The organism is Micromonospora zhanjiangensis (assembly GCF_042650605.1).
Lineage (GTDB): Bacteria > Actinomycetota > Actinomycetes > Mycobacteriales > Micromonosporaceae > Micromonospora_J > Micromonospora_J zhanjiangensis.
Map to the genome: position 1 here is coordinate 335,255 of NZ_JBHSBN010000003.1, position 26,946 is coordinate 362,200.

Sequence of the window (26,946 nt, forward strand, 5' to 3'; positions counted from 1 at the left end):
GCCCGGGGTTGCGTCGAGCGACCGATAAGCTCGCACCATGGCCGGATTCCGCACCGTGCACGTCCCCTACTCCGTCGAGCAGGACGAGGACGGTGTCTGGTGTGCTCGGGCCCAACTGCACCCCGGGGTGGTCGCCTACGGCGACGGTGACACCGAGCAGGCAGCCGTGGACGACCTCCGCGAGGGACTCCTCGGCCTGGCGGCCTCGGCGCCCCTCTCCTAGTCCCGGCCAGGACCTGCGGGCGTGGTCGCGTAGTGGGTGAGCAGGTCGGTCAGGGTGTGGGGGCGGCTCAGCGCCACGCAGTGGCCGGCCGCGATCTCGTCCGGGACGATGCCCAGTCGGTCGTGGACCAGCCGGCGGAGGAAGCCGGCCGGGAAGAAGCGGTCCTCGGTGCACAGCACGAACCCGGTCGGCACGTCGGGCCAGGAGCCCAGCGGCCAGGGCGCGTTCATGGCTGCCTCGGACGGGTGGTTCCGTTCCCTGCCGACCGCCCGCTCGGCCAGTTCGCGGGGCACGTCGTGGTAGAAGGCGACGTACGGGTCGTCATTGCCGGTGCGGCCGCCGTCCCGGGCGGCCTGTTCGCGGGCGGCCCGCTGGTAGCCGGTATTGGCCCACCAGTCGCGGGGTGCCTCGCCGGGGGCGGGGACCATCGCGGCGACCAGGACGAGGGCGTCGGCCGCGAGCCGGTCGGCGACCAGCGGGGCGGTGAACCCGCCGAACGACTGGCCCACGACCACCAGGCCGGTGCGGTCGCCGACCGCGTCGACCGCACCGATCACCGTGTCGGCGTAGTCGGTCAGCGTCGCCGAGTCGTCGTCGGGCAGGTCGGGCGTGACGCAGGCGTGTCCCCGGGCGCGCAGTTCGGCCGCCACGAGGTGCCAGTACCAGCCGCCGTCCCCGGCGCCGTGGATCAGGACGAAGGTGCTCATGGTCGGTCCGCCGCCGCGTCGTGGGGGCCGTCGCGCAGCACTCCCCGTACCAGGTCGAGGGTGACCTCCGGCGGGAGGTCCGGCAGCCACCAGGTCGCGCCGGCCCGGCGGTACGGCTCGGGATCGGTGCCCGGCGGCAGCGCGACGGCGACGTCGTACGGCGACGTACGGTCGGGCCGTGACGCGGTGAGGGTAGCCACCATCTCGGCCAACCGGTCGGGGTGCCCGACGTCGAGTGGGAAGAACCCGTCGTGGCGGGCGGCCCGGCGCAGCGGCCCGGTCCGGCCCGGGTATCCGGCGACCCAGACCGTACGCGGGTCGGCCAGCTCGTCGAAGAGCGGCAACCAGAGGGCCGAGCGCAGGCGGCGGGTCATGCCACCACGCTAGGGGGCGATTGAGATCGGGAAAAGCGATCATTTCCGATGAAGGCGATCGGCATCTTCGATGACTTCCTGCTAGCGTCGACGGCGTGTCCGGGATCGAGTTGCGGCATCTGGCCACCATGGCCGCCGTCGTCGAGGAGGGGTCGTTCGGGCGGGCGGCCCAGCGGCTGGGCTACACCCAGTCGTCGGTGAGCCAGCAGATCGCGGCGCTGGAGAAGGCGGTCGGCGGGGCGGTCTTCGACCGGCCGGGCGGACCGAGGCCGGTACGGATCACCCCGCTCGGCACGGTGGTCCTGACGCACGGCCGGGACCTGCTGGAACGGGCCGAGGCGATGACGATCGCCCTGGACCGGTTCCGGGCCGGCGGCGGCCGGATCGACATCGGCACCTTCCAGAGCCTGTCCACCGTGATCCTGCCGCCGGTGGTCCGCGCGCTGCGGGCCGAGTTCCCCGACTGCGACATCCGGCTGTTCGAGGAGGAGACCGAGACGCCGCGGGTCGACCGGGTCGACCTGATGTTCTTCGACCGTCGCGTCGACGGCGACGACGTCGAGCGACTCAAGCTGCTCGACGACCCGTACCTGCTGGTCGCGCCGCGCGGCGACTTCCCGGCCGGGCCGGTACGGCTGGACCGGTTGCACGGCCGGCCGATGGTGGCCTGGCCGCCGGCCTGCGACCAACCCGGCGTGACGGGGGCGCTCGCCCGCGCCGGCGTACGCCCGGAGATCGTGTTCCGGGCGGCGGCCAACGAGGCCGTGCTGTCGATGGTCCGGGCCGGCATCGGCTCGGCGATCCCGCCCCGGCTGGTCCTCCAGGGCGCCGGCGTGGCCACCGACGCGGCGTTGACCGTCCACGAACCACGGCCGGCGTTCCCGCCGCGCGAGATCCACCTGCTGTGGCCGGCCGGCCGCACCCGGTCGCCGCTCGCGGCCCGGGCGATCGAGATAGCCGTGGCGGTCGCCGCGACGTACCAACCTCGGGACGAGAAGCGGGCACTTCCGTCGATCTCCTGACGGGCTACCCCGCCTGGTGGACCCGCAGCAGCGGCAGGAAGAGTTCGTCGACGATCGAGTTGATGCGGGCGGCCGTCAGTGGCTTGAGGTCCATCAGGAGGTCGTGGCGCACCAGGTCGAACGGCATGTCGAGCACTGCGGCCGGGATGCGTGCGAGATCGATCTCGCCGCGGTCGTGGGCGCGCTGGTAGAGGACACGGACTTGCGGATGCGACTGGGCGTTCAACACCTGATCACGTGCCTGCGCGGGGGTCAGGCCGGTGCCGGCCAGCAGCCCGGCGAAGGCGGTCGCGGCGGCGATGGCGAAGAAGCCGGCCAGGCCGTCGCTCACGGCGGTCAGGTAGCCGAGCAGATCGCCCCGCAGATCGCCGTGATCGGGGATCTCGATGGGGTTGGCGTTGCGGTGGTGTTCGATCGCGGCCAGCACGAGCTGATCCTTGCCGGCCCAACGGCGGTAGAGCACGGCTTCGCTGGTGCGGGCGCGAACGGCGATCGTCTCCATCGTCAGGCGGGCGTAGCCGACCTCGACGAGCTCGTCCCACGCCGCCGTGAGCAGCGCGGACTCCAGCTCTTGGCCGTGTCGGCGGCGGCGGACAGGTTCCGTGACCATGCGTTCGAGCTTAGAAAGTCTTTCCTTTCTTGACAAGGGTGTCTACTCTGACAAGAAAGTTATTCCTTTCTTGGAGCTGCAATGACGACAGTGATCGTGGGCGCCGGTCCGACCGGGCTGACCCTGGCTTGCGAGCTCGCGCGTCGCGGCGTCCCCTTCCGCCTGATCGAGGCCGCTCCCGGCCCGCAACCCGGCTCGCGCGGCAAGGGCGTCCAACCACGCACCCTCGAGGTGTTCGACGATCTCGGGATCGTCGACCGCGTGCTGGCGCACGGGCGGATGGCGATGCCGATGCAGTCGACAGGTCCGGACGGCCGCGTCACGCTGGGTGGCGCCGTGCCGGAGTCGTTGCGGAACCGCCCCGACATCCCGTATCCGGCAAGCCTGATCACGCCCGAATGGCGCGTGGAGGAAGCGCTGCGGCTACGGCTGGCGGACCTCGGCGGAGCGATCGAGTTCGGAACTACGTTGGTCGGCTTCACGCAGTCGGACGAGGGCGTGTCCGCGGTGCTCGCCCGGGACGGCGGCACCGAGACCGTCACCGCCTCGTGGCTGGTCGGCTGCGACGGCGGCCACAGTGTCGTGCGCAAGCAGGCCGGGATCGGTTTCGTGGGCGAGACCCGCGAGGAGGTGCGGATGATCGTTGCCGACGTGGCGGTCGACGGCCTCGATCGCGCTGCCTGGCAGGCGTGGCGGCACGACGAGGGCGTGCTCAGCCTGTGCCCGCTGCCCTCGACGAACCTGTTCCAGTACGGCGCCGGCATCGCACCGGGCCAGGACCCGAGCCTCAGTCTGGCCAACATGCAGGCGATCCTCGAGCGGCGGACCGGCCGCACAGATATCCGTCTGAACGAGCCGCAGTGGTCGTCGTTGTGGCGCGCCAACATACGCCTCGCCGACCGTTACCGCCAGGGTCGCGTGTTTCTCGCCGGCGACGCGGCGCACATCCACTCACCCGCCGGCGGCCAGGGGATGAACACCGGCATCCAGGACGCGGCCAATCTCGGCTGGAAGTTCGCCTCTCCCGCACTGCTCGACACGTATGAGGCGGAGCGGCGACCGGTTGCGGCCCACGTCCTCGCACTGTCGAACGCGCGGCTCCGGCAGGCGCTCGAATCGAACGACATCCCAACCCGCCGCGACGCGAGCACGATCCAGCTCGATGTGGGATATCGCGGTTCGGTCCTGGCCCGCGACGACCGCGACGATGCGGCTGCGCTGCGCGCCGGCGATCGCGCACCCGACGCCACCCGGCTGATGACGGTCGACGGCGAACGCCGGCTGTTCGACCTCTTGCGCGGCGGGCGCTTCGCATTGCTGAGCTTCGGGGACCGGCCTGCGGTCGACGTCCGGACGCTGCACGTCGTCGATCAACCGATCGAGCCCGGCGACATCGCCGACACGGGGAACCACCTCGCCGACGCCTACGGCGCGACCGACCGCACGCTGGTGCTGATCCGTCCCGACGGGTACATCGGGTTGATCTCCGACGTCGGCGACGCCAAGGCGGTCAGGCAGTATCTGAGCCACTGCTTGAGCCCGGCGGCCGCTCCGCAGCCGTGAACGACAACCGACTCCCCCGGCCAGGGCGGTCACGTCAGCAACCATCCCGAACCCAAACCAGTAACACAGCCGACGGCATCTACCGCGCACCGCCTGGCCGCACCACGTCGTCAGACCGACGCGCCGCCCCCGTGCTGCGGTCGTCCTGGGGCTGGTCGTGGTGGCGCTCGCGGCGGTCCCGGTCGGGTGGGCGCTCGCCGGGCGGGCGGTACGGCCGCTGCGCGAGGTCACCGCCGCGGCCGAGGGCGCCACCGCCGACCGGTTGCCCGAGCACGGCGAGCTCGGCCGGTACGCCGAGTTCGCCGTGCTGGCCGACCTCTACGCCCGGCTGGACGCCGCCTACGCCGCCCAACGTCGGTTCGTCGCCGACGCCTCGCACGAACTGCGCACCCCGCTGACCGCGCACCGGGCGCTGATCCAGGTCACACTCGCCGACCCGGACGCCGACGCGACGACGCTGCGCGCCGTGTGCGAGGAACTGCTGCGGATCGGGGAACAGCAGGAACGACTGGTTGCCGCCCTGCTGGCCCTCGCCCGGGGTCAACAGGGCCCGCCGGCCACCCGGCCGGTCGACCTGGCCGCGCTCACCGCCGAGGCGTTGACGGCCCGCGGTCCGGTTCCCGCCGGCCACACCGTCCGTACCGACCTGCGTCCGGCCGTGCTGGCGCACGCCGACCCGACCCAGTTGGCCAGCCTGATCGGCAACCTGCTGGACAACGCGATCCGGCACAACCTGGACGGCGGGCGGGTCGACGTCCGGACCCACGTCGACGGAACGCGGGCGGTGTTCGCGATCGGCAACACCGGTCCGCTGGTGCCGCCCGACGCGGTCGACCGGATCCTGGAGCCGTTCCACCGGCTGGCCGCGCCGCGGACCCACGGCGGGGGCAACGGGTTGGGGTTGGCGATCGTACGCGCGGTCGCCGACAGCCACGGCGCCGACCTGCGGGTGGTGCCGAACCCGGGCGGCGGCCTCACCGTCACGGTCGGCTTCACCGCCGCCTCGTGAATCCCGCGACCCGCTACCCGACCGGCGCTGGAAGGGCTTCCCGGGCGCATCTGCGATGATGGGCCGATGTCCGCCGGCGCCGCCCCGACCGCCCAGCCGTTCGCGCACCTGCAGGCGCAGAACGTCGTGCTGTACCGGGAGGTGCTGAACGCCTTCGTCCGGGCGAAGCGCCGCTTCACCGTGCACCTGCGTCCCGAGGACGTACTGGCCGAGATCGGCGCCGGGCCGTCGCTGGAGACCGTCACAGCGGCGCTGGCCCAGCTCGCCGACTGGGGCAATCTGCGGGCCGACCCGGACACCGGGCGGGTCACCACGGTGGAGGACTTCCACCGCGCCCGCTACCTCTACCAGTTGACCACTCACGGACACGCCGCCGAGCAGGCGATCGCCACGTACGAGGAGGTTGTCGGGCGGCGTGGCTCGCTGCAGTCGGTGGCGTTGTCCGACATCGCCGACCGGTTGCGCGCCCTGCTGGAGATCGCCACCGGAGCGGCGGCCGGATCCGCGCCCGACCCGGCGAAGACGCACCTGCTGATGATGAGTCTGGTCGACCGGTTCACCGGGCTGGCCGACAACGCGCAGGCGTTCATGGCGTCGCTGCGGCGGGCGGTCGACTTCGCCGACGCCGACGTGGCGGTCTTCCTCGCCTACAAGGAACAGCTGATCGCGTACCTCGAGCGGTTCATCGCCGACCTCGCCAACCGCGGCGCGGAGATCGCCCTCCTGGCTCACCGGATCGAGGCGACCGGGGTGGGACCGCTGCTGGAAACGGCGGCCCGCCGGGAGGCGGCCGACGCCGCGCCCGGCGACGACGCGGACGACCAGGCCGTACGGCAGGCACAGGCGGTCTGGCGGCAACGCTGGAACGGGCTGCGGGACTGGTTCGTCAGCGGCGACTCCAGCCGGCAGTCCCAGGCGCGGTTGCTGCGCACCGCCGCCATCAGCGCGATCCGGCAGCTGCTCGGCGCGGTGGCGGCGATCAACGAGCGTCGGGCCGGCCGGTCGGACCGGTCCGCCGACTTCCGCTCCCTGGCGTTGTGGTTCGCCCAGGCACCCGACGACGAGACCGCGCACCGGTTGTGGCACACCGCCTTCGGGCTCTCCCCCGCTCGCCACCTGACCGTCACGGCGGAGACCCTGGCCGCGGCCGAGCAACGGCAGATGCCGCCGACGACACCGTGGGACGAGGCACCCCGGCTGGAGATCAGCCCTCGGCTGCGCAGGACCGGGTCGTACGAGCGTCGGGGTTCGCCGACCCGGGTCCTCGACCGGTCCGAGCAGCGACGGCTGCTCGCCGAACGCACCGAGCGCGAGACGGCTCAGACGGCCCGGGCCCGGTCGGCACTGGCCACCGACGGTCCCGTCCCGCTGTCCCGCCTCGGTGAACTGGACACCGCCGAGTTCCGGCTCTTCCTGCAGTTGTTGGGGGACGCGCTGGCCGCCCGTCGGCCGGACGCGTCGGAGGTGACCACCACCACCTCCGACGGCACCCTGCGGGTCCGCCTCGTCCGCGTCGACGGTGCGCCGGCGGTGCGGATAGTCACCGCAGACGGGCTGCTCACCGGACCGGAGCATCTGGTCGACATCACCGACCTCGCCCCGGTGGGGGTGGTGGGGTGAGGGCTCGCGTCCCCGCCGAGGACGACTCGGCCCGGTCGCAGCGGGCGGCCCGGTTGTTGCTGCTGCGCCCGCTGCTGGTCGCCGGGGTGACCCCGGACGAGGACTTCCGGCTGGTCCGCGCGTACGCGTCGGAGCTGCGGGAGTGGTTCGACCGGGAGACGGGGTGGCGACTGACCGCCGACGCGCAGACGATCCGCCTGATGAAGCTGACCGCCGACCCGCACGACCGGACCCACCCGGCCCGCGACCCGAAGGCCAGGACCCCCTTCTCCCGGCAACGGTACGTGCTGGTCTGCCTCACCCTGGCCGCGCTGGAACGCGCCGACGGGCAGATCACCCTGGGCCGGTTGGCGGAGGACGTGGTGCTGGCCGCCGCCGACCCGGCCCTGGCGGCCGCCGGCTTCAGGTTCGCCCTGGACCGGCGGGAGCGGCGCGCCGACATGGTGGCCGTGGTCCGGTTGCTGCTGCACTGGGGGGTGCTGCGCCGGGTGGCCGGGGACGAGGACGCCTACCTCGGCAGCGGTGGGGACGTGCTCTACGACGTGGACCGGCGGGTGATCGCCGGACTGCTGGCCAGCACGCGCGGCCCGTCGATGATCGGCGAGTCGACGCCCGACGGCCGGCTGGCGGCGCTCACCGTCGAGGTGCTGCCGGACGTGGAGGACGCCCGCAACCGGGCACGGCGGCACCGGCTCACCCGGTTGCTGCTCGAACAGCCGGTGGTGTACTACGACGAGCTGACCGGGGCCGAACTGGCCTACCTGACCAGCCAGCGGTTCGCCATCCTGAACCGGATCACCCAACTGACCGGCCTGGTCGGCGAGGTGCGGGCAGAGGGCGTCGCGATGGTCGACCCGGCGGACGAGCTGACCGACGTCCGGATGCCGGCCGAGGGGATGCAGAGCCACCTGACACTGCTGCTGGCGGAGCGGATTTCGACGGCCGGCGGGGACGGGCTGCGGGTGAGCGAGCTGCACCGGCACACCCGCGAGTTGGCGCGGGCGCACCGGTCGTACTGGCGCAAGCACGCGACCGACCCGGGCGCCGAGGTGGAACTGGTCGCCACGGCCACGGAGGCGCTGCGCGCGCTGAAGCTGGTCTCCGTCGAACCGGGCGACGACCCGCTGGTCGTCGCCCGTCCGGCGATCGCGCGCTACGCCCTGGCGGAGCCGACCGTCCGGGACACCAGAGCCTCCGCCCGCTGACCGCCGAACGACCGACCCGATCCGCCGACCAGAGGAGATAACCGCCACCGTGACCGCCGCCACCGCACCGACGTCGACGCCGGACCGGGAACTGCCGACACCGGACCGGGAACGGTGGCAACCGTTGCGGGCCGGGCTGGTCGACATCTTCTACTACGACCAGGAGGAGTTCCATTTCCACGGTGGCAGCCTGCTGTTACGTGGCAACAACGGTACGGGCAAGTCGAAGGTGCTCGCGCTGACCGTCCCGTTCCTGCTGGACGGGGACCTCGCGCCGTACCGGGTGGAGCCCGACGGGGACCCGCACAAGCGGATGGAGTGGAACCTGCTGCTCGGCGGCCGCCACCCGCATCCGGAACGGACCGGCTACACCTGGCTGGAGTTCGGTCGCCGGGACGTCGACGGCACGCCCCGATTCCTGACCCTGGGCTGCGGCCTGAAGGCGGTGGCCGGCCGTGGGATCGCGCGGCACTGGTACTTCGTCACCGGTCAACGGGTCGGCGCGGACCTGCGGTTGCTCACCGCCACCGGGACGGCGCTCACCCGGGACCGGTTGCGCGACGCGATCGGCCCGGAAGGAATGATCTACGAACGGGCGGTCGACTACCGGCGGGCGGTCGACGAGCGGCTCTTCGGCCTGGGCAACCGGTACGACGCGCTGGTGTCGCTGTTGATCAAGTTGCGGCAGCCGCAGTTGTCGAAGCGCCCGGACGAGAAGAGCCTGTCGCGGGCGCTCAGTGACGCGCTGCCGCCGCTGAGCGAGAACCTGATCACCCAGGTCGCCGAGGCGTTCCGCGGGCTCGACGACGAGCGGGAGACGCTGACCGAGCTGCGGGAGACGCAGAAGGCCGGCGACGACTTCCTGGCCCGCTACCGGCAGTACGCGCGGATCGCGACGAAACGCAAGGCCGCTGTGCTCCGGCAGCAGCACAGCCGGTACGAACATCTGGGCCGTGAGTTCGGCGAGGCGCAGCGGGCGTACGAGCAGGCCGACGAGCGGGTGGCGCAGGCCGAGGCCCACCTGCTGGCGCTGGACGCGCGGATCACCGAGCTGACCGCGCGCGGGCAGGCATTGCGGGAGAGCCCCGAGGCGAGGACCGCCGAGCACCTGCGCCGGTTGCGGGAGGTGGCCGATCGGCAGGCCGAGTTCGCCGACCGCCAGGCGCAGCGGCTGCGCGACATCGAGGCGGACGTGGCCCGGACCCGACGTACCGCCGAGCAGGCGGCCGACGAGCTGCGGGCGGCCGAGGCCGCCGAGGACGCGGCGCGTACCGGGGCGACGCGGAGCGCGGCGGCGGCGCGGGTCGCCGACCGGCACCGCGACCGGGTGCTCGCCGCCCTGCGGAACGAACCGGACGACGGCTCTCCCGGCGGGTTGGCCGAGGCGCGCCGCGCCGCCGACGAGCTGATCGAAGCGCGGCGGCTCGCCCTGCGCACCCTTGACCGGCTGCGCACCGCCGCCGATCAGGCGCGGATCCGGGCCGACCGGGCCCGGGAGGAGGTCGACCGGCTGGACGCCGAGTTGGCCGCGGCCGACGAGGCGATCACCGAGGCTGACGCCCGGGTGACCGAGCGGGGGCGGGCGCTGGTCCGGCGGACCGGGGAGTATCTGTCCGGTCTGGTCGAGCTGCCCGTCGCCGATCCGGAGGCGGTGCTGGGCCGGCTCGATTCCTGGGTGACCACCCTGGACGGGGACAATCCGACCACCCGGGAGGTCACCTCGGCCGGCCGGGCCGCCGCTGAGGCGATCGCCCGGGCCGACGCCGCGGTGGAGGCCGAGCAGCGTCAGGTGGCGGAACGGTCCGGAGAGATCGACGCCGAGCTGCGCCGGTTGACCGACGGGGCGCACCAACCACCGTCGGCACCGCACACCCGGTCCCCGGCGGCACGGGTCGGCCGGCCGGGCGCTCCGCTGTGGCGGGTCGTCGACTTCGTCGCCGACGTGCCAGCCGACGTGCGCGCCGGTGTCGAGGCGGCGCTGGAGGCCGCCGGGGTGCTCGACGCGTGGGTCGACCCGGACGGCACGGTTCGGAACCCGGTGAGCGGGGACGCGGTGCTGCGTCCCGTCGACGTGGCGGACGCCAACCTCGGGACGCTGTTGCGGCCGGCGATCGACGAGGCCGATCCGTACGCCACCGCGTTGACCGAACAGACCGTCGCGGCCGTCCTCGCCGCCATCGGCCTCGGCGCCGACTCCAAGGCGCGGACCTGGGTCACCGCCGACGGTGACTTCGGCAACGGTGTCGTCGCCGGCCGATGGACGAAACCGGACGCGGAGCACATCGGCGACGGCGCCCGGGAGCGGGCCCGCCGGGCCCGGATCGCCGTCCTGCGCCAGGAGGCCGCGGAACTGGCGACGGTGGCGGCCGACCTCGCCGACCAACGCTCCACCCTGGACACCAGACGCCGGCGGGTCGGCCGGGAGATCGAGGGTCTCCCGGACGACCAGCCGCTTCGCGAGGCGCACACCCTGGTCCGCGGCGCCCACCAGCAGCGCCGGGAGACGATCGGCAGGCGCGACGAGGCGACGGCGAACCTGCGTACGGTGGCCGCCGCGGCGCAGGCGGCGTTGGCCGAGGCGATCGAGTTCGCCGGGGACGTCGGCCTGCCGTACGACCTCGACGAGTTGGCCGAGGCCAGGGACGGGCTCCAGGACTACCAGGTGACGCTCGCCGCCTGGTGGCCCACCCTGACCGGGGTACGCGCCGCGACCCGCCGCCGCGACGAGGCGTCGCGGACGTACGAGGAACGGCTGGACCGGCTCGAACCGGCCGCCATCGAGGCCGCCGAGGCGCGGGAGCAGGCCGGGCTGGCCCGGGTGGAGTTCGAGACGCTGGATGCCACCGCCGGGGCGTCCGTCGCCGAGTTGGAGCGCGAGATCCGCGAGGTGGCCGACGCCGCGAAGGCGTACGAGCGGGAGCGCGACGCCACCCGGCAGACCGAACGCGACGCCCGGGACGACCGGGGCGACGCCAACGGTCGACGTTCCCGGCTGACCGACGAACTCGACGAGGCCACCCGGTCCCGGGACACCGCCGTCGAGGTGCTGCGGGCCTTCGCCGGCACCGGCCTGATCGAGCTGGCCTGCCCCGACCAGGAGGTCCCCGATCCGCGACAAGCGTGGGCGACCACGCCGGCCGTCCTGGTGGCCCGAGGAATCGACCGGCTGCTGACCGACGTGGACGACGCCGACCGCGCCTGGGAACGCGTCCAGCAGCAGGTGAGCCTGGACATGAAGGTGCTCACCGACAGCCTGTCCCGACACGGCCACCAGGTGTTGCCGGCGGTCCGCGAGGACACCATGATCGTGGAGGTGACCTTTCAGGGGCACAGCCGTACGGTCGCGGAGCTGTCCGCCGCACTGGTCACCGAAATCGAGGAACGGCAGCGGGTGCTCTCCGCCCATGAGCGGGAGGTGTTGGAGACCCACCTCGTCAACGAGGTCGCCGGGGCCCTGCAGGAACTCGTCGCCGGAGCGGAACGACAGGTGGCGACGATGAACGACGAACTGGAGGAGCGACCCACCTCCACCGGGATGCGGCTGCGGTTGTCGTGGCGGCCCACCCGGGACGCCCCGCCGGGCCTGGCCGAGCTGCGCGCCCGGCAGCTGCGGCAGAGCACCGATGTGTGGAACGACGAGGACCGCCGGGCGATCGGCGCCTTCCTGCAGGAGCAGATCGGCCGGGAACGACTGCGCGACGAGGCGGCGACCTGGTACGAACAGCTCACCCGGGCGCTCGACTACCGGGCCTGGCACGAGTTCGCGATCCAGCGCCACCAGGACGGGCAGTGGCGACCGGCCACCGGTCCCGCCTCCGGTGGCGAACGGGTCCTGGCCGCCAGCATCCCGCTGTTCGCCGCCGCCTCCTCGTACTACGGCTCGGCGGGCAACGCGCACGCGCCGCGTCTGATCGCTCTGGACGAGGCGTTCGCCGGGGTGGACGACGACTCCCGGGCCAAGTGTCTCGGGCTGCTCGCCACCTTCGATCTGGACGTGGTGATGACCAGCGAACGGGAATGGGGCTGCTACCCGCAGGTGCCCGGTCTGGGCATCGCCCAGTTGGCCCGGCACGACGGCATCGACGCCGTTCTGGTCACCCCGTGGCGGTGGGACGGACGGGAACGGCACCGGTTGCGTCGCGCCGACCTCGCGCTGCCGCACCAGCGGCCGTCCCGACCCGACGGCGAACCGGGCGGGGCCGAGCCCGCCGCTCCGGCACAGCCCGGCCTGCGGACCACCGGGTGACCGAACCCGACGTGGATCGGCTGCGCCGTCGGCTCGGTGGTGCCGACACCGACCGGGTCGTCCAGCGGCTGCGTCAGCGGATGGCCCGGGGCCAGCCGCTGACCGGTACGATCTCGCTCAGCCGGCCGACGCCGGCCGAACGGCTGGCGATGGAACGGCTGCTGGGACGGCGCCCCGGACGCGGCACCTCCCTGACGATCAACCTCGACGACCTCGACCGGGTGGTCCGCCGTAGTGGCCTGCACCCGGCCGGGCTGGCCGCCGCTGTGGAGCGACTCACCGGGCCGGTGCCGGTGAGCGCGGAGATCCGCGCCGCCGAGGAGGCCGCCTGGCGTACCGCGTCGGCGCCACTGGAGCGGCTGGGCCGGCGCGGGACGGAACTGGCCGACTGGAGCACCGACCGCGGGACGGTCACGCTGCTGCGTCGGCTGTCCGGAACGCCGGCCGCGGCGAGTCGCCTCGCCGAGGATCTTGTCCAGGTGCTGGCGCTGTTGCCCGCCGAGGGGACTCCCCTGGCCCGGCTCGCCGCGCGCGCGACCGGTGACGCGCACGCCCTGGACACCGACCGTCCGCTGGCCACCCTCGTGCTGTCGGCGGTCCGGGCCGCCTGGTGGCCCGGCGACGACGAGCCGACCTCCCCGACCGAACGGCGGCGCGCGCTGTGGGACAGCGCCGGGGTTCTCGTCGACGAACTGTCCTCGACCGTCCTGGTGCTCAACGTGACGGCTGCGGTGGGCAGCCGGCTGCACGCCCTCACCGCGCCCGCCGCGAACGTCGGCGAGCCGCTCGTGCTGACCCTGCGCCAGCTCGGCCGCGAGCGGCCGAGCTTCCCGGCCGGCACCGTCCACGTCTGCGAGAACCCGACGGTGCTGGCCGCCGCGGCCGACCGGCTCGGCCCGGCGTGCCCGCCGCTGGTCTGCGTCAACGGTCAGCCGAGCGCGGCGGCGCTACGGCTGCTGGTCGTGCTCGCGGCCGGTGGCGCCCGGCTGTCCTACCACGGCGACTTCGACTGGGGCGGGGTCCGGATCGCCAACCTGTTGCGCTCGCGCGTCCCGTGGCGGCCCTGGCGGTACGACGCCACGGCGTACCGGGCGGCGGTCGTGGGCGCCGCACCGGGGACGCTGACCGGTCAACCGGTCGAGGCCGGCTGGGACGCCGAGCTGACCGAACTCATGCTCCGGCACGGGGCGCGCGTCGAGGAGGAACTGGTCCTCGACGCGCTCCTCGCCGATCTGGCCGGCTCGGAATGACCTCCGTGCCCTCGCCCGTGGCTCCCCCGTCGACGAGTCGACGAGGTGGGCACCCGCCGGGCTCGATGATCAACTCCAGATGGCCCGGGCCCACTCCGGATGGTCGACGAACGGGTTCCGGTTGCCCTGCCAGCGCTCGTAGATCCGCTGGTTACGGCGCTTCTCGAAGGCGTCCGGCGGGTCCTGGTCGTTCCACGCCAGCAGCTTGCTGAGCCGCCCCAGGTACGGGGCACTGCCGTTGCTCACCGAGTCGTTGGGCTCCAGGTTCGGCCAGCCGTCGTCGCCCTCGTACCGGATCGCCATGTAGAGGATCATGCGCGCCACGTCGCCTTTCACCGCGTTCCGCGGCTCGAACGAGTCGGCGTCGGTGTAGCAGCCCGGTGCCTCGCTGACGGCCCCGCCGCCCGAGTCGAAGTCCTTGTTGCCGCGCTCCGAGTTGACCGACACGTCCTCCGGCCGCAGGTGGTGCACGTCGGTGCCGGGACCGGTGGCGGTGCCGAAGTTACCGTGCGACTTGGCCCAGACGTGCTCCCGGTTCCAGTCGTTCACGCCGCCGCCGTTGCCGGACTTGCTCTGCGAGCGTCCGGAGTAGAGCAGGATGACGTTGGCCGGGTTGGCCGGATCCTCGTCGGTGTCCCTGAGCGCGTCCCACACCTGGTCGTACGAGAGCTTCGTCTGCACCTTGATGACGGCGTGCAGCGAATTGCGCAGGGTCGTACCGGTCCTGCCGATCGCGGAGGCGTAGTAGGTGGAGTCGTACGGGCCGCCGGTCGGGGCGGGCGTCGGCGAGGCGGTCGGCGAGGCGGTCGGGGACGGGCCGGCGCCGCCGCCCAGGCTCATCGCCGTCGGGTTCTTCAGGCCACCGTGGCTGAAGTACGCGGTGAGGGTGCCGGTCACGGTGACCTGCCGGCCCCGCAGCGACGGGGTGCTGAGCAGCCCGAAGCTGCTCCGCCAGGCCGCGGTGACCTGCACGTACAGCATCCTGCCGGTGCCGGTCTCGGCGGCCGCGTCGGCGATCGCGATCGCCGTGTCAGCGGTGTAGTTGGACGTGATCACCGTGTTCGTCGCGGTAGGTTGACCGACGACGTAGCCGGTGACGGAGGCGCTCCGGCCGTCCTGGGCGGCCAGCGACTGGGCGACGGTCAGGGTGGTCGCCGCCGATGCCGGGCCGGTCACCGCCAGCGGGGTCGCCAGGGTGACGGCCAGCGCGCACGCCGCGATCAACCGCCCGGGTCGCGAACGGGTGACGCTCTTGATATCCATGACTGGCGATGCTAGTGGGTGCCGGGTGAATATCGGGAGGTCAGGACGGAAACTTCCGCGCGCGAAAGCACAACCGCGCGACCGCGCGACCGCACGACCGCACGACCGCGCGACCACGCGACCACGCGACCGTCGAATGTGCGGGAAACTTTTTCGGGCTCACCTGTCGATCGGGGTCGGTTCCTTTCGTTGCCCTGGTGAGAGCCCGGCACCGAGCCGGCCCGTACCCCCGCTGGAGGGCATCATGAGCATCGCCGTGAACACGACCCCCGCCACCACGTCGACCATCGGTGCGCTGATCCGCACCGGTGTCGTCGCCACGGCTGCGGCGAGCGTCAGCACCGTGGCCGTCGCCGCGGCCGGTCACGCGGCGGGGGTCAGCCTGGACGTCGCCGGCGCGCCGATCCCGGTCTCCGGGTTCGGCGTGCTGACCGCCGTCTTCTCGCTGATCGGCGTGGTCATCGCCGCGCTGCTGGCCCGGTTCGCCCGGCGTCCGCGACGCGCGTTCGTCCGCCTCACGGTGGCGCTGACCGTGCTGTCGCTGGTGCCGGACGTGATCGTCGCCGCCGGTCCGGCGACCAAGGCGCTGCTGATGTTCACCCACCTGGTCGCGGCCGCGATCGTGATCCCCGCCGTCGCGCGCCGGCTGGCCGCCTGACCCACCATCCAGTTACCGAAAGGACCGTCATGAGGCAGTACCTGATCTCCGTGCACTCCGTCGAGGGCGCCCCGGCGCCGTCCGACGAGGAGATGCGGACCATGTTCGAGGCGACCGGCCGGGTCAACGACGAGATGCGGGCCGCGGGCGCCTGGGTCTTCGCCGGCGGGCTCCTGCCACCGGAGAGCGCCACCGTGGTCCGGATCGAGGGCGGCACCACCACCATGACCGACGGACCGTTCGCCGAGACGAAGGAGCACATCGGCGGTTTCTGGGTCATCAAGTGCGCCGACCTGGACCAGGCGCTGGCCTGGGCCGAGAAGTGCGCGGCGGCCTGCGGTCCGGTCGAGGTACGCCCGTTCGACGACCTGTCCCAGGCCTGACCGGGAGCCGGATCCCCGAGATGGACCTGGCGAACATCTACCGCGCGGAGTACGGCCGCTGCGTCGCCACCCTGACCCGCTTCCTCGGCGACATCCACCTCGCCGAGGAGGCGGTCCAGGACGCCTTCACCACCGCGCTGCGGAAATGGCAGACGCCGCCGCCGAATCCGGGCGCCTGGATCGTGACCACCGCCCGCAACCGGGCCATCGACCGGCTTCGCCGGGAGTCGACCCGCGAGGCCCGGCACGCCCAGGCCCTGCTGCTGCAACAACAGGACGAGCCCCAGGAGGTCGGACCGGTGAAGGACGACCAGCTCCGACTCATCTTCACCTGCTGCCATCCGGCGTTGGCTCCCGACGCGCGGACCGCCCTCACCCTCCGCCTGCTCGGCGGCCTGGAGGTACCGCAGATCGCCCGGGCCTACCTGGTCCAGGAGTCGACCGTCGCGCAGCGGATCGTGCGGGCCAAGAAGAAGATCCGCGACGCCGGCATCCCCTACCGGATACCCGCCGGACACGAGCTGCCGGACCGGTTGCCGCCGGTGCTCACCGTGCTCTACCTGATGTTCAACGAGGGTTACGCGTCCACCGCCGGGCCGCTGATCGAGGCGGACCTGTGCACCGAGGCGATCCGCCTGGCCCGTGAACTCGCCGCGTTGATGCCCGACGAGCCCGAGGTGCTCGGCCTGCTCGCCCTGTTGCTGCTGACCGAGGCCCGCCGGCCGGCCCGGCTCGGCCCGACCGGCGAGCTGGTGCTGCTGGCCGATCAGGACCGGTCGTTGTGGAACCGGGCCCTGATCACCGAGGGCCACGACCTGGTCCGCCGCTGCCTGCGGCGCAACCGGCCCGGCCCGTACCAGATCCAGGCCGCGATCAACGCGGTGCACACCGACGGCGCCGGCACCGACTGGCGGCAGGTCCTGGCCCTCTACGACCAGCTCCTCGCGATCACGCCGACCCCGGTCGTCGCGCTCAACCGGGCGGTCGCCGTCGCCGAGGTGCACGGACCGGCGGCGGCCCTGGCCGCGTTGGCGGAGATCGACCTCCCCGGTTACCACCGGCTGCCCGCCACCCGGGCCGAACTGCTGGCCCGGCTCGGCCGCGACGCGGCGGCCCGAGCCGCCTACGACGAGGCCATGGCGCTGACCACCAACGAGACCGAGTACGCCTTCCTGCGGGCCCGCCGCGCCGAACTCGACGCCCGGACGCCGGACCCCCTAGGTGACGACAGGTCGACGCTGAACAAGCTGGTAGCTACCGGACGAGCTGTCGCCCCGACCGGGGGCGGTCCGGTGCCGCTTCCGCCAAAGCTCGGCGATGATGAGGTGGACGTGGCCGCCACGTTCGCGGCCATGCGCGACGAGGAGCGTCGGTGATCCATCTCGATTCCGCCGGTGGCCGCCGCGTCGCGGCGGGCGCCACCGCTTCGGGTCCGGGCAGCGGGCGAACCACGCCCGCTGCCCGTGGCGTCTCAGGTTCCCGCTGACGCGACGACCCGCCGGAGGGCGCGGTCGCAGGCGGCCAGGTGGGAACCGAGCGCCTCCTCGAAGCTGTGTCCCGGGGCGTCGAGCAGCAACCGCCGCCGGATCGCCAACTCCGCGCCGGCGACGGTGCCCGCCACGGCGGTGACCTCCGCGAGGACCTCGTCCGGCCGGTCGACGACGACGTCGACCAGCCCGGCCGCCAGGGCCTGCTCGGCCCCGATCGGCGTGCCCAGCAGTCCCGCCCTGCGCAGGCGCCGGCCGGCACCCTGCCGGGCGAGCCGGTACAGCGCCATGCCGGGCCAGGTGGCGTCGCCGCTCGAACTCACCACGAGGCGGGCACCGGCGACGGCGATCCGGACGTCCGTGGCCAGCAGCACGTCCAGCGCCGTGCCGCCGCACTCGCCGGCCGCGACGCCCACGGTGAGCAGGTCGAGGTGTTCCAGCCGGCGCACCGCGCGTTCCCACTTGGTCAGCAGTCCGACGTCGAGCTCCCTCGTCCAGCCGGGGCGCGGCGCACCCGCCGCGTACACGATCAGCGGGCCGGTTCCGGTGGCGGCCCGGTCACAGATTCCCAGCAGCGCCTCGACGGCCGCCGATGAGACCGGCTCGGTCCCGTCGACCCGCAGCACCGGGTCGTCGACTCCCGTCGCGGTCACCACTGGACCAGCGCCGTCTCGATGGTGGAGCCGGGGCCCATGGTCATCAGGATTCCGTAGTCCCCGGGCGCGGCGACGCCCTCCCTGACCAACCGCTCGTAGGAGAACAGGAACGAGCCGCTGGAGACGTTACCGTGGTCGCGCAGGACCCCGACGGTGTGCCGGACGTCGTGCCGGCTCAGGCCCAGGTTGACCACGACCGCGTCGATGACCTTCTTGCCGCCGGAGTGGACCAGCCAGTGCGCGATGTCGCTGCGCCGCAGCCCGGTGCCGGCGAGCAGGCGGTCGACCACCGTCTCGGCGTTGGCCCCGACGACGTACGGGATCTGCGGGTCGAGAAAGAAGCTGAAGCGATCGAGGTCGCTGTCCCAGTCGTAGCGCATCGCGTCGATCGCGTCGGTGATCAGGAAGCTGGCGAATTTGAGGATCCGCGGTCCCGACCCGGCGGCCACGCCCGGTCCGTCGCTGACCAGCGCCAGGGCCGCCGCGCCGTCCCCGAAGAGGCTGTTGACCACGGCGGTACGCATGGTGCCGTCCAGGGCGTACGCGGCCGAGCACGCCTCGGCGCAGAGGACGACGCCGAGTTCACCGGGGTGCGCCGCCGACCAACCGGCGACGACGTTGAGCGCGTTGAGGCCCGCGTTGCAGCCCATGCCGACGATGTCGGAACGGCTGCAGTGCGGGTCGATGCCGAGGTCTTTGATGATCAGCGCGCTGAGGCCGGGGGTGAGGAAGCCGGTCGACGTCACGCAACACAGGTGGCGCAGGTCCGCCAGCGAGGCGCCGATGTTCTTGAGGCAGTTCTGCAGGGCCTGGCCGCCCATCTCGACGGCGAGGCGCTTGTGCTTAGCCAGCAGGTCACCCTGCGGCTCGGGCCGGCGCACGCCGTCGGCGTCGGGCTCCGGCAGGGTGAGGCTGCGGTTGGCGATGGCGCTGTTCAGATAGACGGACCTGACCTTCGGGTTCTCGATCCCGAGAAGCTCCAGCAATTCGGGCTGGGAGACCGAGGTCCCGGTCACCGCGGTGCCCACCGCGACCATTCTCGACATGGCCGGGATGGCGACCGGGACGCGGGCCCGGACGGGACGCTCGAGAATGGCCGTCATCGGTACATCCACCCCCACATGCGACGCTTGCTGCGCACCACCGTCTTGACTGACTCGGCAGTCATCACGAACCTCCGGAATTCGGCGAACAACCTGACGCCGCGACGGTATTGGCGAGCTTTAATCGACGTCAAACGGCTGTCCAACCGCTTCCCGCGGGCCGGGCGAGAGCGACGGCCTGCCGCCACGGGCGGACGAGCCGGGGCGGCATACCGACGGCGACCGCCCCGACCAGGCGGCCCGCGCGGTGATAGGCGGCCAGGAACCGGCGCCGCGCCGGCGACCCCTCGACGATCTCGACGGAGTCGTGGCCGCGCAGGTGACCGTAGGCGTGGAGCTTCACGTCGTACTGGTCGGACCAGAAGTACGGCACCGGCGCGAACGGCTTGCGCGCGTCCGGATGCAGCAGGTTGCGGGCGGCGGCCATGCCCTGCTCGGCGGCGTTGGTGCGGTGCTCGACGCGCATGGCCACCCTGAACAACGGGTTGAACCAGCGGGCCACGTCGCCGGCCGCGTAGATCCCGGGCGCGGCCGCGCAGAACTCGTCGCACACCACGCCGTCGTCGACGGTCAGGCCGCTGCCGGCCAGCCATTCGGTGTCGGGTCGCGAGCCGACGGCGGCCACCACCACGTCCGCCCCGGCCAGCACCTCGTCGTCGGCCGCGCGGACGGCGACACCGGTGCGCACGTCGACCCCGTGGTCCCGGTGCAGCTCGGTCAGGAACCGGCCGACCCGCTCGCCGACGGCGTGGGCGAGCGGCACCGGCGCCGGTTCGAACAGGGTCACCGCGCAGCCGCGACCGCGGGCCGCGGCGGCGCACTCGACGCCGAGGAAGCCGGCGCCGACCACGGCCACCCGGGCCCCGGGACGCAGGACCGTCCGCAGTTCGAGGGCGTCACCGACGGTACGCAGCACCCGTGCCCCGCCGCCCGGCAGTCGCCGCGGTCGCACCCCGGTGGCGATGACCAGCCCGTCGAAGGGTACGTCGGTGCCGTCGTCCAGCGTGACGGTCCGCCCGGCGGTGTCCAGCGCCACGGCCCGCGCCCCGAGGCGCAGGTCCAGCCGGAGCGCGGTGAGCTGGTCCTCGGTCCGCAGCGCCAACCGGTCCGCCTCCCAGACCCCGGAAAGGATCTGCTTGGACAGCGGCGGACGGTCGTACGGCGGAACGGGTTCGGCGCCGACCAGCGTGACGGTTCCGTCGAAGCCCTCCCGGCGGAGGGTTTCGGCGGCCGCGAGGCCGGCCGCCGAGGCACCGACCACGACGATCCGGTTCACGTCCGCACCAGCCGGATCGCCACGCCCGGGCATGACGCGGCGGCCTGCCGCACCGCCTCGTGCCGCTCGGTGCCGGGCGCGGCCACCAGGACGACCGCCACGCCGTCCTCCTCGCGCTGGTCGAAGACGTCCGGCGCGGCCATGACGCACTGGCCGGCGGTGACGCATCGGGACTCGTCGACTTCCACTCGCACGGGCGGCTCCTTCAGCGGGTTGGGGACGGGGCGGACTCGCACCGTCCGACGTTCCAGCCGGCCGCGGCGAGTTCCGCCAGCGCGGCGCCGGCCGCGTCGGCCGGCACCCGCAGGTGGACCATCAGCTCGTCGTCGCCGGGACGGGCCGCGTCGACCCGGTCCGCGACGACGCCGTGCGGCGCCGCCGCGGCCAACAGCCGGCCCAGCGCGCCCGGTTCCCGGTCGAGGATCACCGGGAACCGGGCGAACGCACCGGCCGGCCGGGTCCGGACCGCACCGGCCACCCCGCGCGCCAGCACGTCGGTGACCGTACGCAGGGCGGAGTCGTGCCCGTCCGGCCCGGATCCGGCGAGGACGTCGACCGCGGCCGACAACCGGGTGAGGTCGTCGCAGACCTCGCGGAGCACCGCGGCCACCGCCGGGGCGTTGGACCGGACGATGTCGGCCCACAGCGCCGGGTCGCCGGCCGCGATCCGGGTGACGTCGCGTACGCCCTGGCCGACCAGCGTCTCCGTGCCGGTCGGCGCGTCCCGCAGCCGGGCCGCGGTGAGGCTCGCCATCAGGTGCGGCACGTGTGAGGTCACCGCCACCAGGGCATCGTGTTCCCGGCTGTCCAACCGCACCGGCACCGCGCCGCAGAGTTCGGCCAGCGTGCCGGCGTTCCGCAGGGCCTCGGCGCCGGTCCGTTCGGACGGGGTCAACACCCAGGTCCGGCCGCTGAACAGGTCGGCGGTGGCCGCCAACGGACCGGACCGCTCCCGGCCGGCCATCGGGTGACCACCGACGTACGCCGCCGGGTCGGGCGCCAGCCGCAGCACGTCGCGTTCCGGCCCGCCCTTGACCCCGGCCACGTCGGTGTAGCTGTGCGCCGATCGCCGCCGCTGCGCGTCCCGCAGGACCGTACCGACCTGGGCGGGCGGTACGGCGATCAGCGCGAGGTCCACCGGGCGGCCGGGCGTTCCGGTCAGCCCCGCCCCGAGCGACTCGGCCACCCGGACCGCCGTGGCGTCGCGATCGGCCAGGAAGACGGTGACTCCGGCGCGCCGCGCGGCCAGCGCCACCGAGGTGCCCACCAGACCGGTCCCGATCACCAGAAGACTGCGAACCAACGGAGCCCCCCCCAGCGTCGGCGGTGGCCCGTCAGGCCTGCGCCGCGGCCTGTTCGCGTTCGACCGCCTCGTACAGGGCCTTGATGTTGTTGGTGCCGAAGGTACGGGCGCCGCGCCGCTCGATCAGCTCGTAGAAGAGCGTGTGCCGCGGGTGGGTGGACGCCGTGAAGATCTGCAGCATGACGCCCGCGTAGTCCCGGTCGGCCAGGATGCTCAGCTCGCGCAGCTGCTCCACCGGTACGCCGACCGGGCCGAGCCGCTCCGGCAGCGCCTGGTAGTACTCCCCCGGCGTGGACAGGAAGGGCACGCCCCGGGCCGCGCAGGTGCGGACCCCGGTCACGATGTCCTCGGTGCGGAACGCCACGTGCTGTACGCCGGCGCCGTCGTGGGCCTCGATGAACGCGTCGATCTGCCCGGGGTCGCGGTCGAGATCCGGCTCGATGATGGTGAAGGTCACGCCGCGGGACCGGCTCTGCACCACCTTGGACCGCATCGCCTGCTTGCCGACGATGATCTGTTCCTCGAAGGTCTGTTCGAGGTCGAACACGTCCTGGTACCGGCGGATGGCGGCGTCCAGTTCACCGGCCGGCAGGCAGACGGCCAGGTGGTCGACCTCCCGCAGCAGTCCCGCGGCCGGTTGCGGGCGCTCGGCGATGCGGCCCGGGGCGAACGGGCCGGCCGGATTCCGGCGCGAGGTGAAGCGGTGCTCGACGTCGCCGAACCCGTCCACCGAGGCGAACGTGACGGCCTCCCCCTCGCGGCCGACGGTCTGCGGCGGTCCCAGCGGCACCGCCCCGCGCCCGACCGCCTCGGTGAACGCCGCGGCGGCGTCGTCGACGGCGAACCCGACCGCGGCGACGCCCTCGCCGTGCCGGGCGAGGTAGTCGTGCGCCCGGTGCCCGGCGGCGAGCGGCGTGGTGACCAGCAGGGCGATGTCGTGCTGACGCAGCAGGATGGACACGCAGTCGGTCCGTCCGGTGTCCGGGCCGCCGCGGCCGTGGACGGTGAAGCCGAACCCGGTGCAGAGCCGGGCCGCGGTCTCCTCCGCGTCCTCGGTGAAGATCTCCAGATGGTCGATCGAGCGAATGTCCATGTCACAGCTCTCCGTCGTGGGGCCAGGAGGGGTGGAGGTCCGGGCGCAGCGCCTCGGCGCCGCCCAGGTAGACGTGCCGGATCTCGGTCCGGCTGCGGTCGATGTCGACGTGCGCGAGCAGGCGCACCACGCGGGGCATGGCACCCGGTACGGCGATCTCGCTGGCGCACAGCAGCGGTACGTCGTCGAGTCCGGCCTTACGCGCGGCCAGGGCCGGGAACTCGGCGGTCAGGTCCGGCGTCGTGGTGAACAGCACGCTGACCACGTCACCGCTCGCCAGGTCGTTACGGGTCATGATCTCGGTGACCAGCTCGGTGGTGGCCGCCACGATCTGCGACCGGTCGTCCGCGGACACCTGGACGGCGCCCCGGATGGCATGCACCGCCATCACCGACGTCCGGTCGGGACGTCGAACTCTTCCGTGTTCGAGCCGGCCATCGCACCTTCTCCTTTCGTCGATCCGCGTCGAACGGTGCCGGTCGCCCGGACCGGGTCGGTCAGGTCGGGCCCGGGCGCGCGCGGTGCCGGGCGGTCTCGGCGTCGATGAACGCGACCAGCCGGGTGACGCCCTCGTCGATCTCCTCCGGCGACAGGTAGCTGACGGAGAGCCGGATGGAGCGGCGACCGCCGTCGTCCGGGTGGAAGTACCGCATCGGGGTCCAGATCACGCCGTACTCCTCGGCGGAGCGGGTCAGGGCCGCGTCGTCCGCCTCGAAGCCGACGGTCAGGCTGAGGAAGAAGCCGCCGCTGGGTTCGTTCCACCGCACGCCCAGGTCGGCGCGGCGCGCCGGGGGCAGCCGGTCGGCGAGCCGGTCGAGCACCCGCCGCATGGCGTCGCCGTAGTGCTGGGCCGCCTTGGCGTTCAGCTCGGAGACCCGGCCGTCGGCCGCCAGCAGCGCGCCGGCCACCACGGCCTGGCTCAGCGAGGAGGTGTTGACCGTCACCATGCTCTTGATCTTCGAAAGCTCGTCGGCCAGCAGACCGGTCCGGCCGTCGTCACCCAGCACCGTCTGGTCGGCCACGGCGAAGCCCACCCGGGCGCCTGGGAACAGGGTCTTCGAGTACGACCCGAGGTGCACCACCGAGCGGTGCCGGTCCAGCGCCTTCAGCGTCGGCACCGGGTCGCCCGGGCTCACCAACCGGTACGGGGAGTCCTCCAGGATCAGCAGATCCTCCCGCGCGGCCAGGTCCAGTAACGCGGTCCGGTCGGCCACGGTCAGCGTGGCGCCGGACGGGTTGGCGTGGTCGGGCACGACGTAGAACGCCCGCGGGCGGCGACCGGCGGCCCGTTCCCGCCGGATCGTCGCCGCCAGGACCTCCACCGAGAAACCCTCCGCCGGCTCCACCACCGGGCTGAGCGTCACGTCGAGCAGCCGGGCCACCCCGGTGATGCCCACGTAACAGGGGCTGGAGACCAGCAGCACGTCCCGCGGGTCACGGATCAGCGCGCGGACGACGAGCATCATCGCCTCCTGCGCGCCGACGGTGACCACGATGGACTCGACCGGCACGTCGATCCGCTCGTCCCGGCGCAACGAGTCCGCGATGATCTCGCGGATCTGGCCGGCGGTCGGACCGTACTGGTAGACCGCCGTGCGCACCTGCGCGGGCGAGCGGCCCTGGTCGGCGAGGTGGTCGAGATAACGGCGGAGATGACCCAGAACCTGTTCGGTGTCGAAGAATCCGTCGTACGGGCGCCCCGGCGCGAACGAGATCGCCTCGGGATACCGCAGGGTCACCTCGTTGAGGAAATTCATCGTGTCCAGGACCGGATCGGACACGCTGGAATGCAATTCCGACTTACGCAGCACGGACGATCCCACGACGTTTTCTCCGGTCAAGGTATCTCCCGGTGCTCAGAGGTATCGGCTGGGCCAGAGGTGTCGACCGGGGCCAAGAGTCACACGCGTGGCACCGGAGAACAATGTGTCCAACTAACTGTCGAGTCCGCCCTCCCGCGGGCGCATTTCGATATCGTCGGCGCGCGTGGTCAGCGGCCGAGTCCGGCGGCCGCCAGGAACTCACCGCGGGAGCGCGCGTCGTCGCGCAGCGCACCTCCTGCACCTGGGTGCCGTGCGCGAACATCTCCACCACCCGGGCCAGTTTGGACAGTCCGAGGATGCGCCCGGCGGGCAGGTAGCCGACGTGCGCGACGCCGACGAACGGGAGCAGGTGGTGCTCGCACACCGAGCGGATCGGGATGTTGCGCGCCATCACCAGCTCGTCGTACCCCTCGTCGTTGTCGAAGGTGGTGAGCTTGAACTCGCGGGAGGTCAGCAGCTCGGCGTACGCCCGGGTCATCCGGGCCGGGGTGTCCCGGAGGCTGTCCGGGCTCAGATCGACGCCGAGCGCCTCCAGGAAGGCGGCGGCGGCCGCGGTCGCGGCCGCGAGGTCGCGAGCCGGACGGGCGTTCACGACATGCTTGGCCGTGATGGTCATGCGGTCTCTCCCGGTTGTGACGTGGGTTGTCCGGCGGCGGGGACGCCGTTCCAGGTGTCGTGGTCGATCTTGCGGAGCCGCTCGTCCTCGTTCTCCGTGATGCGGGCGCAGGCGTGGCGCAGCATCGGCGGGGCCATCACCGAGGTGACGACGGCGACCAGCACGATGATCGTGTAGCTCGCGGTGTTCAGGATGCCCAGCCGCAGGCCGGTGAGCGCCACCACCACCTCGACCACACCGCGGGAGTTCATCCCCGCGCCGATGGCCAGGCCCTCCCAGTGGCCCAGCCCGCTGAGGCGGGCGCCGCCGTACGCGCCGGCGAACTTGCCGACGATCGCGACCGCCAGGACGACCAGCGCGGCGAGCGCGACCCTCGGCTCGGCCAGCGCGGTCAGGTCCATCCGGAAACCGGCGATGGCCAGGAAGATCGGCGCCAGCACGCTGAGCACGACCGTCCGCAGGGCCGCCAGTTTCGCCTGGTTCGCCGCCCGGGGCAGCCCGACCAGGATGCCCGCGACGAAGGCGCCGAAGACCGGCTCCATGCCCAGGGCCTGCGTGATCACCGCGCCGGTCAGGACGATGACGACGGCGGCCACGATGCTGGGGCCGGCCGCCTCGCCGCGGTCGGCCAGTCGCATCGCCCGACGCACCAGCGGCCGGCCGAGGAGCGCGGCGAGGATGACGAAGCCGAGCAGGTAACCGGCCGCGCGCACGACGTGCCCCGTGGTCAGCCCGACCGTCGCGGCCATCGACACCACCGACAGCAGGAACCAGCCGATCGCGTCGTCGTTCGTTCCCGCCGCCAGCGTCAGCTGCCCGATGTCGCGGTGCAGCAGTCGCATGTCGGAGAGGGTCTTGGCGATCACCGGGATGGCCGTCACGCACATCGCCACGCCGATCAGGCCGGCGAACAGGGGCCGGTCCGGCACCGGGGATCCGCTGATCCAGTCCGCCAGCAGGTAACCGACGACCAGGCCGAGGGCCAGCGTCACGAGCATGCCGCCCAGGCTGATCCGGGCGGCGGTGGCCTTCCGCCGCCGGACCATGGCGACGTCCAGGTGTGTGCCGGTGAGCCCGACCAGGAGCAGGATGCCGAGCTGGCCGACCGCGTCCAGCAGGTGCATCTGCTCGGCGCCGCGCGGAAAGATCCAGTCGCTCAGGCCGGGCAGCAGGTGGCCCATCAGCGACGGTCCCAGGATGATGCCGGTGGCCAGCTCGCCCACGACGGCCGGCATGCCCACGCGTTCCGCGAGGGCGGCGAGCAGCCGGGCCACCAGCAGCAGGGTGACCACCGCGACCAGAAATACCAGCAGTGTCTGCCCGCCGAGCGACGCCGGCGGCGCGGTGAACCTCATCTGACAATTCCCCTCAGCATTTCCTCGGCCGGCCGATCCGACGGGAACACGTGCGACCACACCACCGACCCGGCCCGCCCACAAGCTGTCCAACCAAAACC

Annotated in this window: 25 protein-coding genes; 11 read left to right on the top strand and 14 right to left on the bottom strand. The window is 73.0% G+C overall.

The window, feature by feature from the left end:
- The first annotated feature begins 37 nt into the window (after positions 1–37).
- Positions 38–223 carry a hypothetical protein gene (locus ACFOX0_RS07500; protein ID WP_377543001.1) on the top strand — a complete coding sequence of 62 codons (186 nt, stop codon included), beginning with the start codon at positions 38–40 and terminating at the stop codon, positions 221–223.
- Here ACFOX0_RS07500 and ACFOX0_RS07505 read toward each other — a convergent pair.
- The gene (locus ACFOX0_RS07505) at positions 220–930 is read right to left on the bottom strand and encodes an alpha/beta fold hydrolase (protein WP_377543003.1); all 711 of its coding nucleotides are present in this window, start codon (positions 928–930) and stop codon (positions 220–222) included. The two genes, ACFOX0_RS07500 and ACFOX0_RS07505, sit on opposite strands and share 4 nt — an antisense overlap.
- Complete coding sequence (locus ACFOX0_RS07510) at positions 927–1,304, bottom strand: hypothetical protein (protein WP_377543004.1); 378 nt, start codon at positions 1,302–1,304, stop codon at positions 927–929. Before ACFOX0_RS07510 ends, ACFOX0_RS07505 begins: the two co-directional genes overlap by 4 nt.
- A 95-nt stretch (positions 1,305–1,399) precedes the next feature.
- On the opposite strand from ACFOX0_RS07510, the gene ACFOX0_RS07515 reads away from it, so the two are divergent.
- Entirely contained in the window at positions 1,400–2,326 is a 927-nt protein-coding gene (locus ACFOX0_RS07515; protein ID WP_377543005.1) for a LysR family transcriptional regulator, read from the top strand.
- Positions 2,327–2,330: 4 nt separating this feature from the next.
- On the opposite strand, the gene ACFOX0_RS07520 is transcribed toward ACFOX0_RS07515, so the two are convergent.
- Positions 2,331–2,936 (bottom strand): TetR/AcrR family transcriptional regulator, encoded by a 606-nt coding sequence (locus tag ACFOX0_RS07520; protein ID WP_377543007.1) that lies wholly within the window; start codon positions 2,934–2,936, stop codon positions 2,331–2,333.
- 81 nt (positions 2,937–3,017) lie between these two features.
- Here ACFOX0_RS07520 and ACFOX0_RS07525 point away from each other — a divergent pair, with 81 nt between their 5' ends.
- From ACFOX0_RS07525 to ACFOX0_RS07550, 6 genes are all read left to right on the top strand, one after another.
- A complete protein-coding gene (locus tag ACFOX0_RS07525; RefSeq protein ID WP_377543009.1) occupies positions 3,018–4,499 on the top strand; it encodes an FAD-dependent oxidoreductase in 1,482 nt (493 codons plus the stop codon).
- A gap of 157 nt (positions 4,500–4,656) precedes the next feature.
- On the top strand, positions 4,657–5,508 hold the full coding sequence (locus ACFOX0_RS07530; RefSeq protein WP_377543011.1) for a sensor histidine kinase: 852 nt from the start codon (positions 4,657–4,659) through the stop codon (positions 5,506–5,508).
- A gap of 66 nt (positions 5,509–5,574) precedes the next feature.
- On the top strand, positions 5,575–7,128 hold the full coding sequence (locus ACFOX0_RS07535; RefSeq protein WP_377543013.1) for a TIGR02677 family protein: 1,554 nt from the start codon (positions 5,575–5,577) through the stop codon (positions 7,126–7,128).
- Positions 7,125–8,333 (top strand): TIGR02678 family protein, encoded by a 1,209-nt coding sequence (locus ACFOX0_RS07540; protein ID WP_377543015.1) that lies wholly within the window; start codon positions 7,125–7,127, stop codon positions 8,331–8,333. Before ACFOX0_RS07535 ends, ACFOX0_RS07540 begins: the two co-directional genes overlap by 4 nt.
- Before the next feature lie 49 nt (positions 8,334–8,382).
- Positions 8,383–12,579: a TIGR02680 family protein gene (locus tag ACFOX0_RS07545; RefSeq protein WP_377543017.1), complete on the top strand. Its 4,197-nt coding sequence runs from the start codon at positions 8,383–8,385 to the stop codon at positions 12,577–12,579.
- Complete coding sequence (locus tag ACFOX0_RS07550) at positions 12,576–13,829, top strand: TIGR02679 family protein (protein WP_377543019.1); 1,254 nt, start codon at positions 12,576–12,578, stop codon at positions 13,827–13,829. The genes ACFOX0_RS07545 and ACFOX0_RS07550 overlap by 4 nt, the downstream gene beginning before the upstream one ends.
- A gap of 69 nt (positions 13,830–13,898) precedes the next feature.
- On the opposite strand, the gene ACFOX0_RS07555 is transcribed toward ACFOX0_RS07550, so the two are convergent.
- Positions 13,899–15,092: an endonuclease gene (locus ACFOX0_RS07555; RefSeq protein ID WP_377543021.1), complete on the bottom strand. Its 1,194-nt coding sequence runs from the start codon at positions 15,090–15,092 to the stop codon at positions 13,899–13,901.
- A gap of 244 nt (positions 15,093–15,336) precedes the next feature.
- Between ACFOX0_RS07555 and ACFOX0_RS07560 the strand changes: the two genes are divergently transcribed.
- The 3 genes from ACFOX0_RS07560 to ACFOX0_RS07570 are packed head-to-tail and all read left to right on the top strand — an operon-like array spanning position 15,337 to position 17,509.
- A complete protein-coding gene (locus ACFOX0_RS07560; protein WP_377543023.1) occupies positions 15,337–15,750 on the top strand; it encodes a DUF6069 family protein in 414 nt (137 codons plus the stop codon).
- A gap of 29 nt (positions 15,751–15,779) precedes the next feature.
- On the top strand, positions 15,780–16,133 hold the full coding sequence (locus ACFOX0_RS07565; protein WP_377543025.1) for a YciI family protein: 354 nt from the start codon (positions 15,780–15,782) through the stop codon (positions 16,131–16,133).
- A 20-nt stretch (positions 16,134–16,153) separates the two neighbouring features.
- Positions 16,154–17,509 carry an RNA polymerase sigma factor gene (locus ACFOX0_RS07570; protein ID WP_377543027.1) on the top strand — a complete coding sequence of 452 codons (1,356 nt, stop codon included), beginning with the start codon at positions 16,154–16,156 and terminating at the stop codon, positions 17,507–17,509.
- A 95-nt stretch (positions 17,510–17,604) separates the two neighbouring features.
- Here ACFOX0_RS07570 and dpgB read toward each other — a convergent pair whose 3' ends face one another.
- From dpgB to ACFOX0_RS07620, 10 genes are all read right to left on the bottom strand, one after another.
- The gene (gene dpgB, locus ACFOX0_RS07575) at positions 17,605–18,273 is read right to left on the bottom strand and encodes an enoyl-CoA-hydratase DpgB (RefSeq protein WP_377543029.1); all 669 of its coding nucleotides are present in this window, start codon (positions 18,271–18,273) and stop codon (positions 17,605–17,607) included.
- Entirely contained in the window at positions 18,270–19,379 is a 1,110-nt protein-coding gene (dpgA, locus tag ACFOX0_RS07580; protein WP_377543031.1) for a 3,5-dihydroxyphenylacetyl-CoA synthase DpgA, read from the bottom strand. Before dpgA ends, dpgB begins: the two co-directional genes overlap by 4 nt.
- Before the next feature lie 130 nt (positions 19,380–19,509).
- Complete coding sequence (locus ACFOX0_RS07585; RefSeq protein ID WP_377543033.1) at positions 19,510–20,655, bottom strand: NAD(P)/FAD-dependent oxidoreductase; 1,146 nt, start codon at positions 20,653–20,655, stop codon at positions 19,510–19,512.
- Complete coding sequence (locus ACFOX0_RS07590) at positions 20,652–20,849, bottom strand: ferredoxin (protein WP_377543035.1); 198 nt, start codon at positions 20,847–20,849, stop codon at positions 20,652–20,654. Before ACFOX0_RS07590 ends, ACFOX0_RS07585 begins: the two co-directional genes overlap by 4 nt.
- Positions 20,850–20,860: 11 nt before the next feature.
- Entirely contained in the window at positions 20,861–21,958 is a 1,098-nt protein-coding gene (locus ACFOX0_RS07595) for a prephenate dehydrogenase (RefSeq protein WP_377543037.1), read from the bottom strand.
- A gap of 31 nt (positions 21,959–21,989) precedes the next feature.
- Complete coding sequence (gene hppD, locus ACFOX0_RS07600) at positions 21,990–23,051, bottom strand: 4-hydroxyphenylpyruvate dioxygenase (RefSeq protein WP_377543039.1); 1,062 nt, start codon at positions 23,049–23,051, stop codon at positions 21,990–21,992.
- Position 23,052: 1 nt separating this feature from the next.
- Complete coding sequence (gene aroH / locus ACFOX0_RS07605; RefSeq protein WP_377543041.1) at positions 23,053–23,439, bottom strand: chorismate mutase; 387 nt, start codon at positions 23,437–23,439, stop codon at positions 23,053–23,055.
- 109 nt (positions 23,440–23,548) lie between these two features.
- Positions 23,549–24,808 carry an aminotransferase-like domain-containing protein gene (locus ACFOX0_RS07610; RefSeq protein WP_377543119.1) on the bottom strand — a complete coding sequence of 420 codons (1,260 nt, stop codon included), beginning with the start codon at positions 24,806–24,808 and terminating at the stop codon, positions 23,549–23,551.
- Positions 24,809–24,851: 43 nt separating this feature from the next.
- A complete protein-coding gene (locus ACFOX0_RS07615) occupies positions 24,852–25,490 on the bottom strand; it encodes a GTP cyclohydrolase I (RefSeq protein WP_377543043.1) in 639 nt (212 codons plus the stop codon).
- The gene (locus ACFOX0_RS07620; protein ID WP_377543045.1) at positions 25,487–26,845 is read right to left on the bottom strand and encodes a cation:proton antiporter; all 1,359 of its coding nucleotides are present in this window, start codon (positions 26,843–26,845) and stop codon (positions 25,487–25,489) included. The genes ACFOX0_RS07615 and ACFOX0_RS07620 overlap by 4 nt, the downstream gene beginning before the upstream one ends.
- Positions 26,846–26,946: the final 101 nt, after the last annotated feature.

Bases quoted from the DNA above. Each gene is read 5' to 3' on its own strand.
- ACFOX0_RS07500 (WP_377543001.1), top strand. From the start codon at position 38: ATGGCCGGATTCCGCACCGTGCACGTCCCCTACTCCGTCGAGCAGGAC.
- ACFOX0_RS07505 (WP_377543003.1), bottom strand. From the start codon at position 930: ATGAGCACCTTCGTCCTGATCCACGGCGCCGGGGACGGCGGCTGGTAC.
- ACFOX0_RS07510 (WP_377543004.1), bottom strand. From the start codon at position 1,304: ATGACCCGCCGCCTGCGCTCGGCCCTCTGGTTGCCGCTCTTCGACGAG.
- ACFOX0_RS07520 (WP_377543007.1), bottom strand. From the start codon at position 2,936: ATGGTCACGGAACCTGTCCGCCGCCGCCGACACGGCCAAGAGCTGGAG.
- ACFOX0_RS07525 (WP_377543009.1), top strand. From the start codon at position 3,018: ATGACGACAGTGATCGTGGGCGCCGGTCCGACCGGGCTGACCCTGGCT.
- ACFOX0_RS07535 (WP_377543013.1), top strand. From the start codon at position 5,575: ATGTCCGCCGGCGCCGCCCCGACCGCCCAGCCGTTCGCGCACCTGCAG.
- ACFOX0_RS07555 (WP_377543021.1), bottom strand. From the start codon at position 15,092: ATGGATATCAAGAGCGTCACCCGTTCGCGACCCGGGCGGTTGATCGCG.
- ACFOX0_RS07560 (WP_377543023.1), top strand. From the start codon at position 15,337: ATGAGCATCGCCGTGAACACGACCCCCGCCACCACGTCGACCATCGGT.
- ACFOX0_RS07565 (WP_377543025.1), top strand. From the start codon at position 15,780: ATGAGGCAGTACCTGATCTCCGTGCACTCCGTCGAGGGCGCCCCGGCG.
- ACFOX0_RS07570 (WP_377543027.1), top strand. From the start codon at position 16,154: ATGGACCTGGCGAACATCTACCGCGCGGAGTACGGCCGCTGCGTCGCC.
- dpgA (WP_377543031.1), bottom strand. From the start codon at position 19,379: ATGACGGCCATTCTCGAGCGTCCCGTCCGGGCCCGCGTCCCGGTCGCC.
- hppD (WP_377543039.1), bottom strand. From the start codon at position 23,051: ATGGACATTCGCTCGATCGACCATCTGGAGATCTTCACCGAGGACGCG.
- aroH (WP_377543041.1), bottom strand. From the start codon at position 23,439: ATGGCGGTGCATGCCATCCGGGGCGCCGTCCAGGTGTCCGCGGACGAC.
- ACFOX0_RS07610 (WP_377543119.1), bottom strand. From the start codon at position 24,808: ATGAATTTCCTCAACGAGGTGACCCTGCGGTATCCCGAGGCGATCTCG.
- ACFOX0_RS07615 (WP_377543043.1), bottom strand. From the start codon at position 25,490: ATGACCATCACGGCCAAGCATGTCGTGAACGCCCGTCCGGCTCGCGAC.
- ACFOX0_RS07620 (WP_377543045.1), bottom strand. From the start codon at position 26,845: ATGAGGTTCACCGCGCCGCCGGCGTCGCTCGGCGGGCAGACACTGCTG.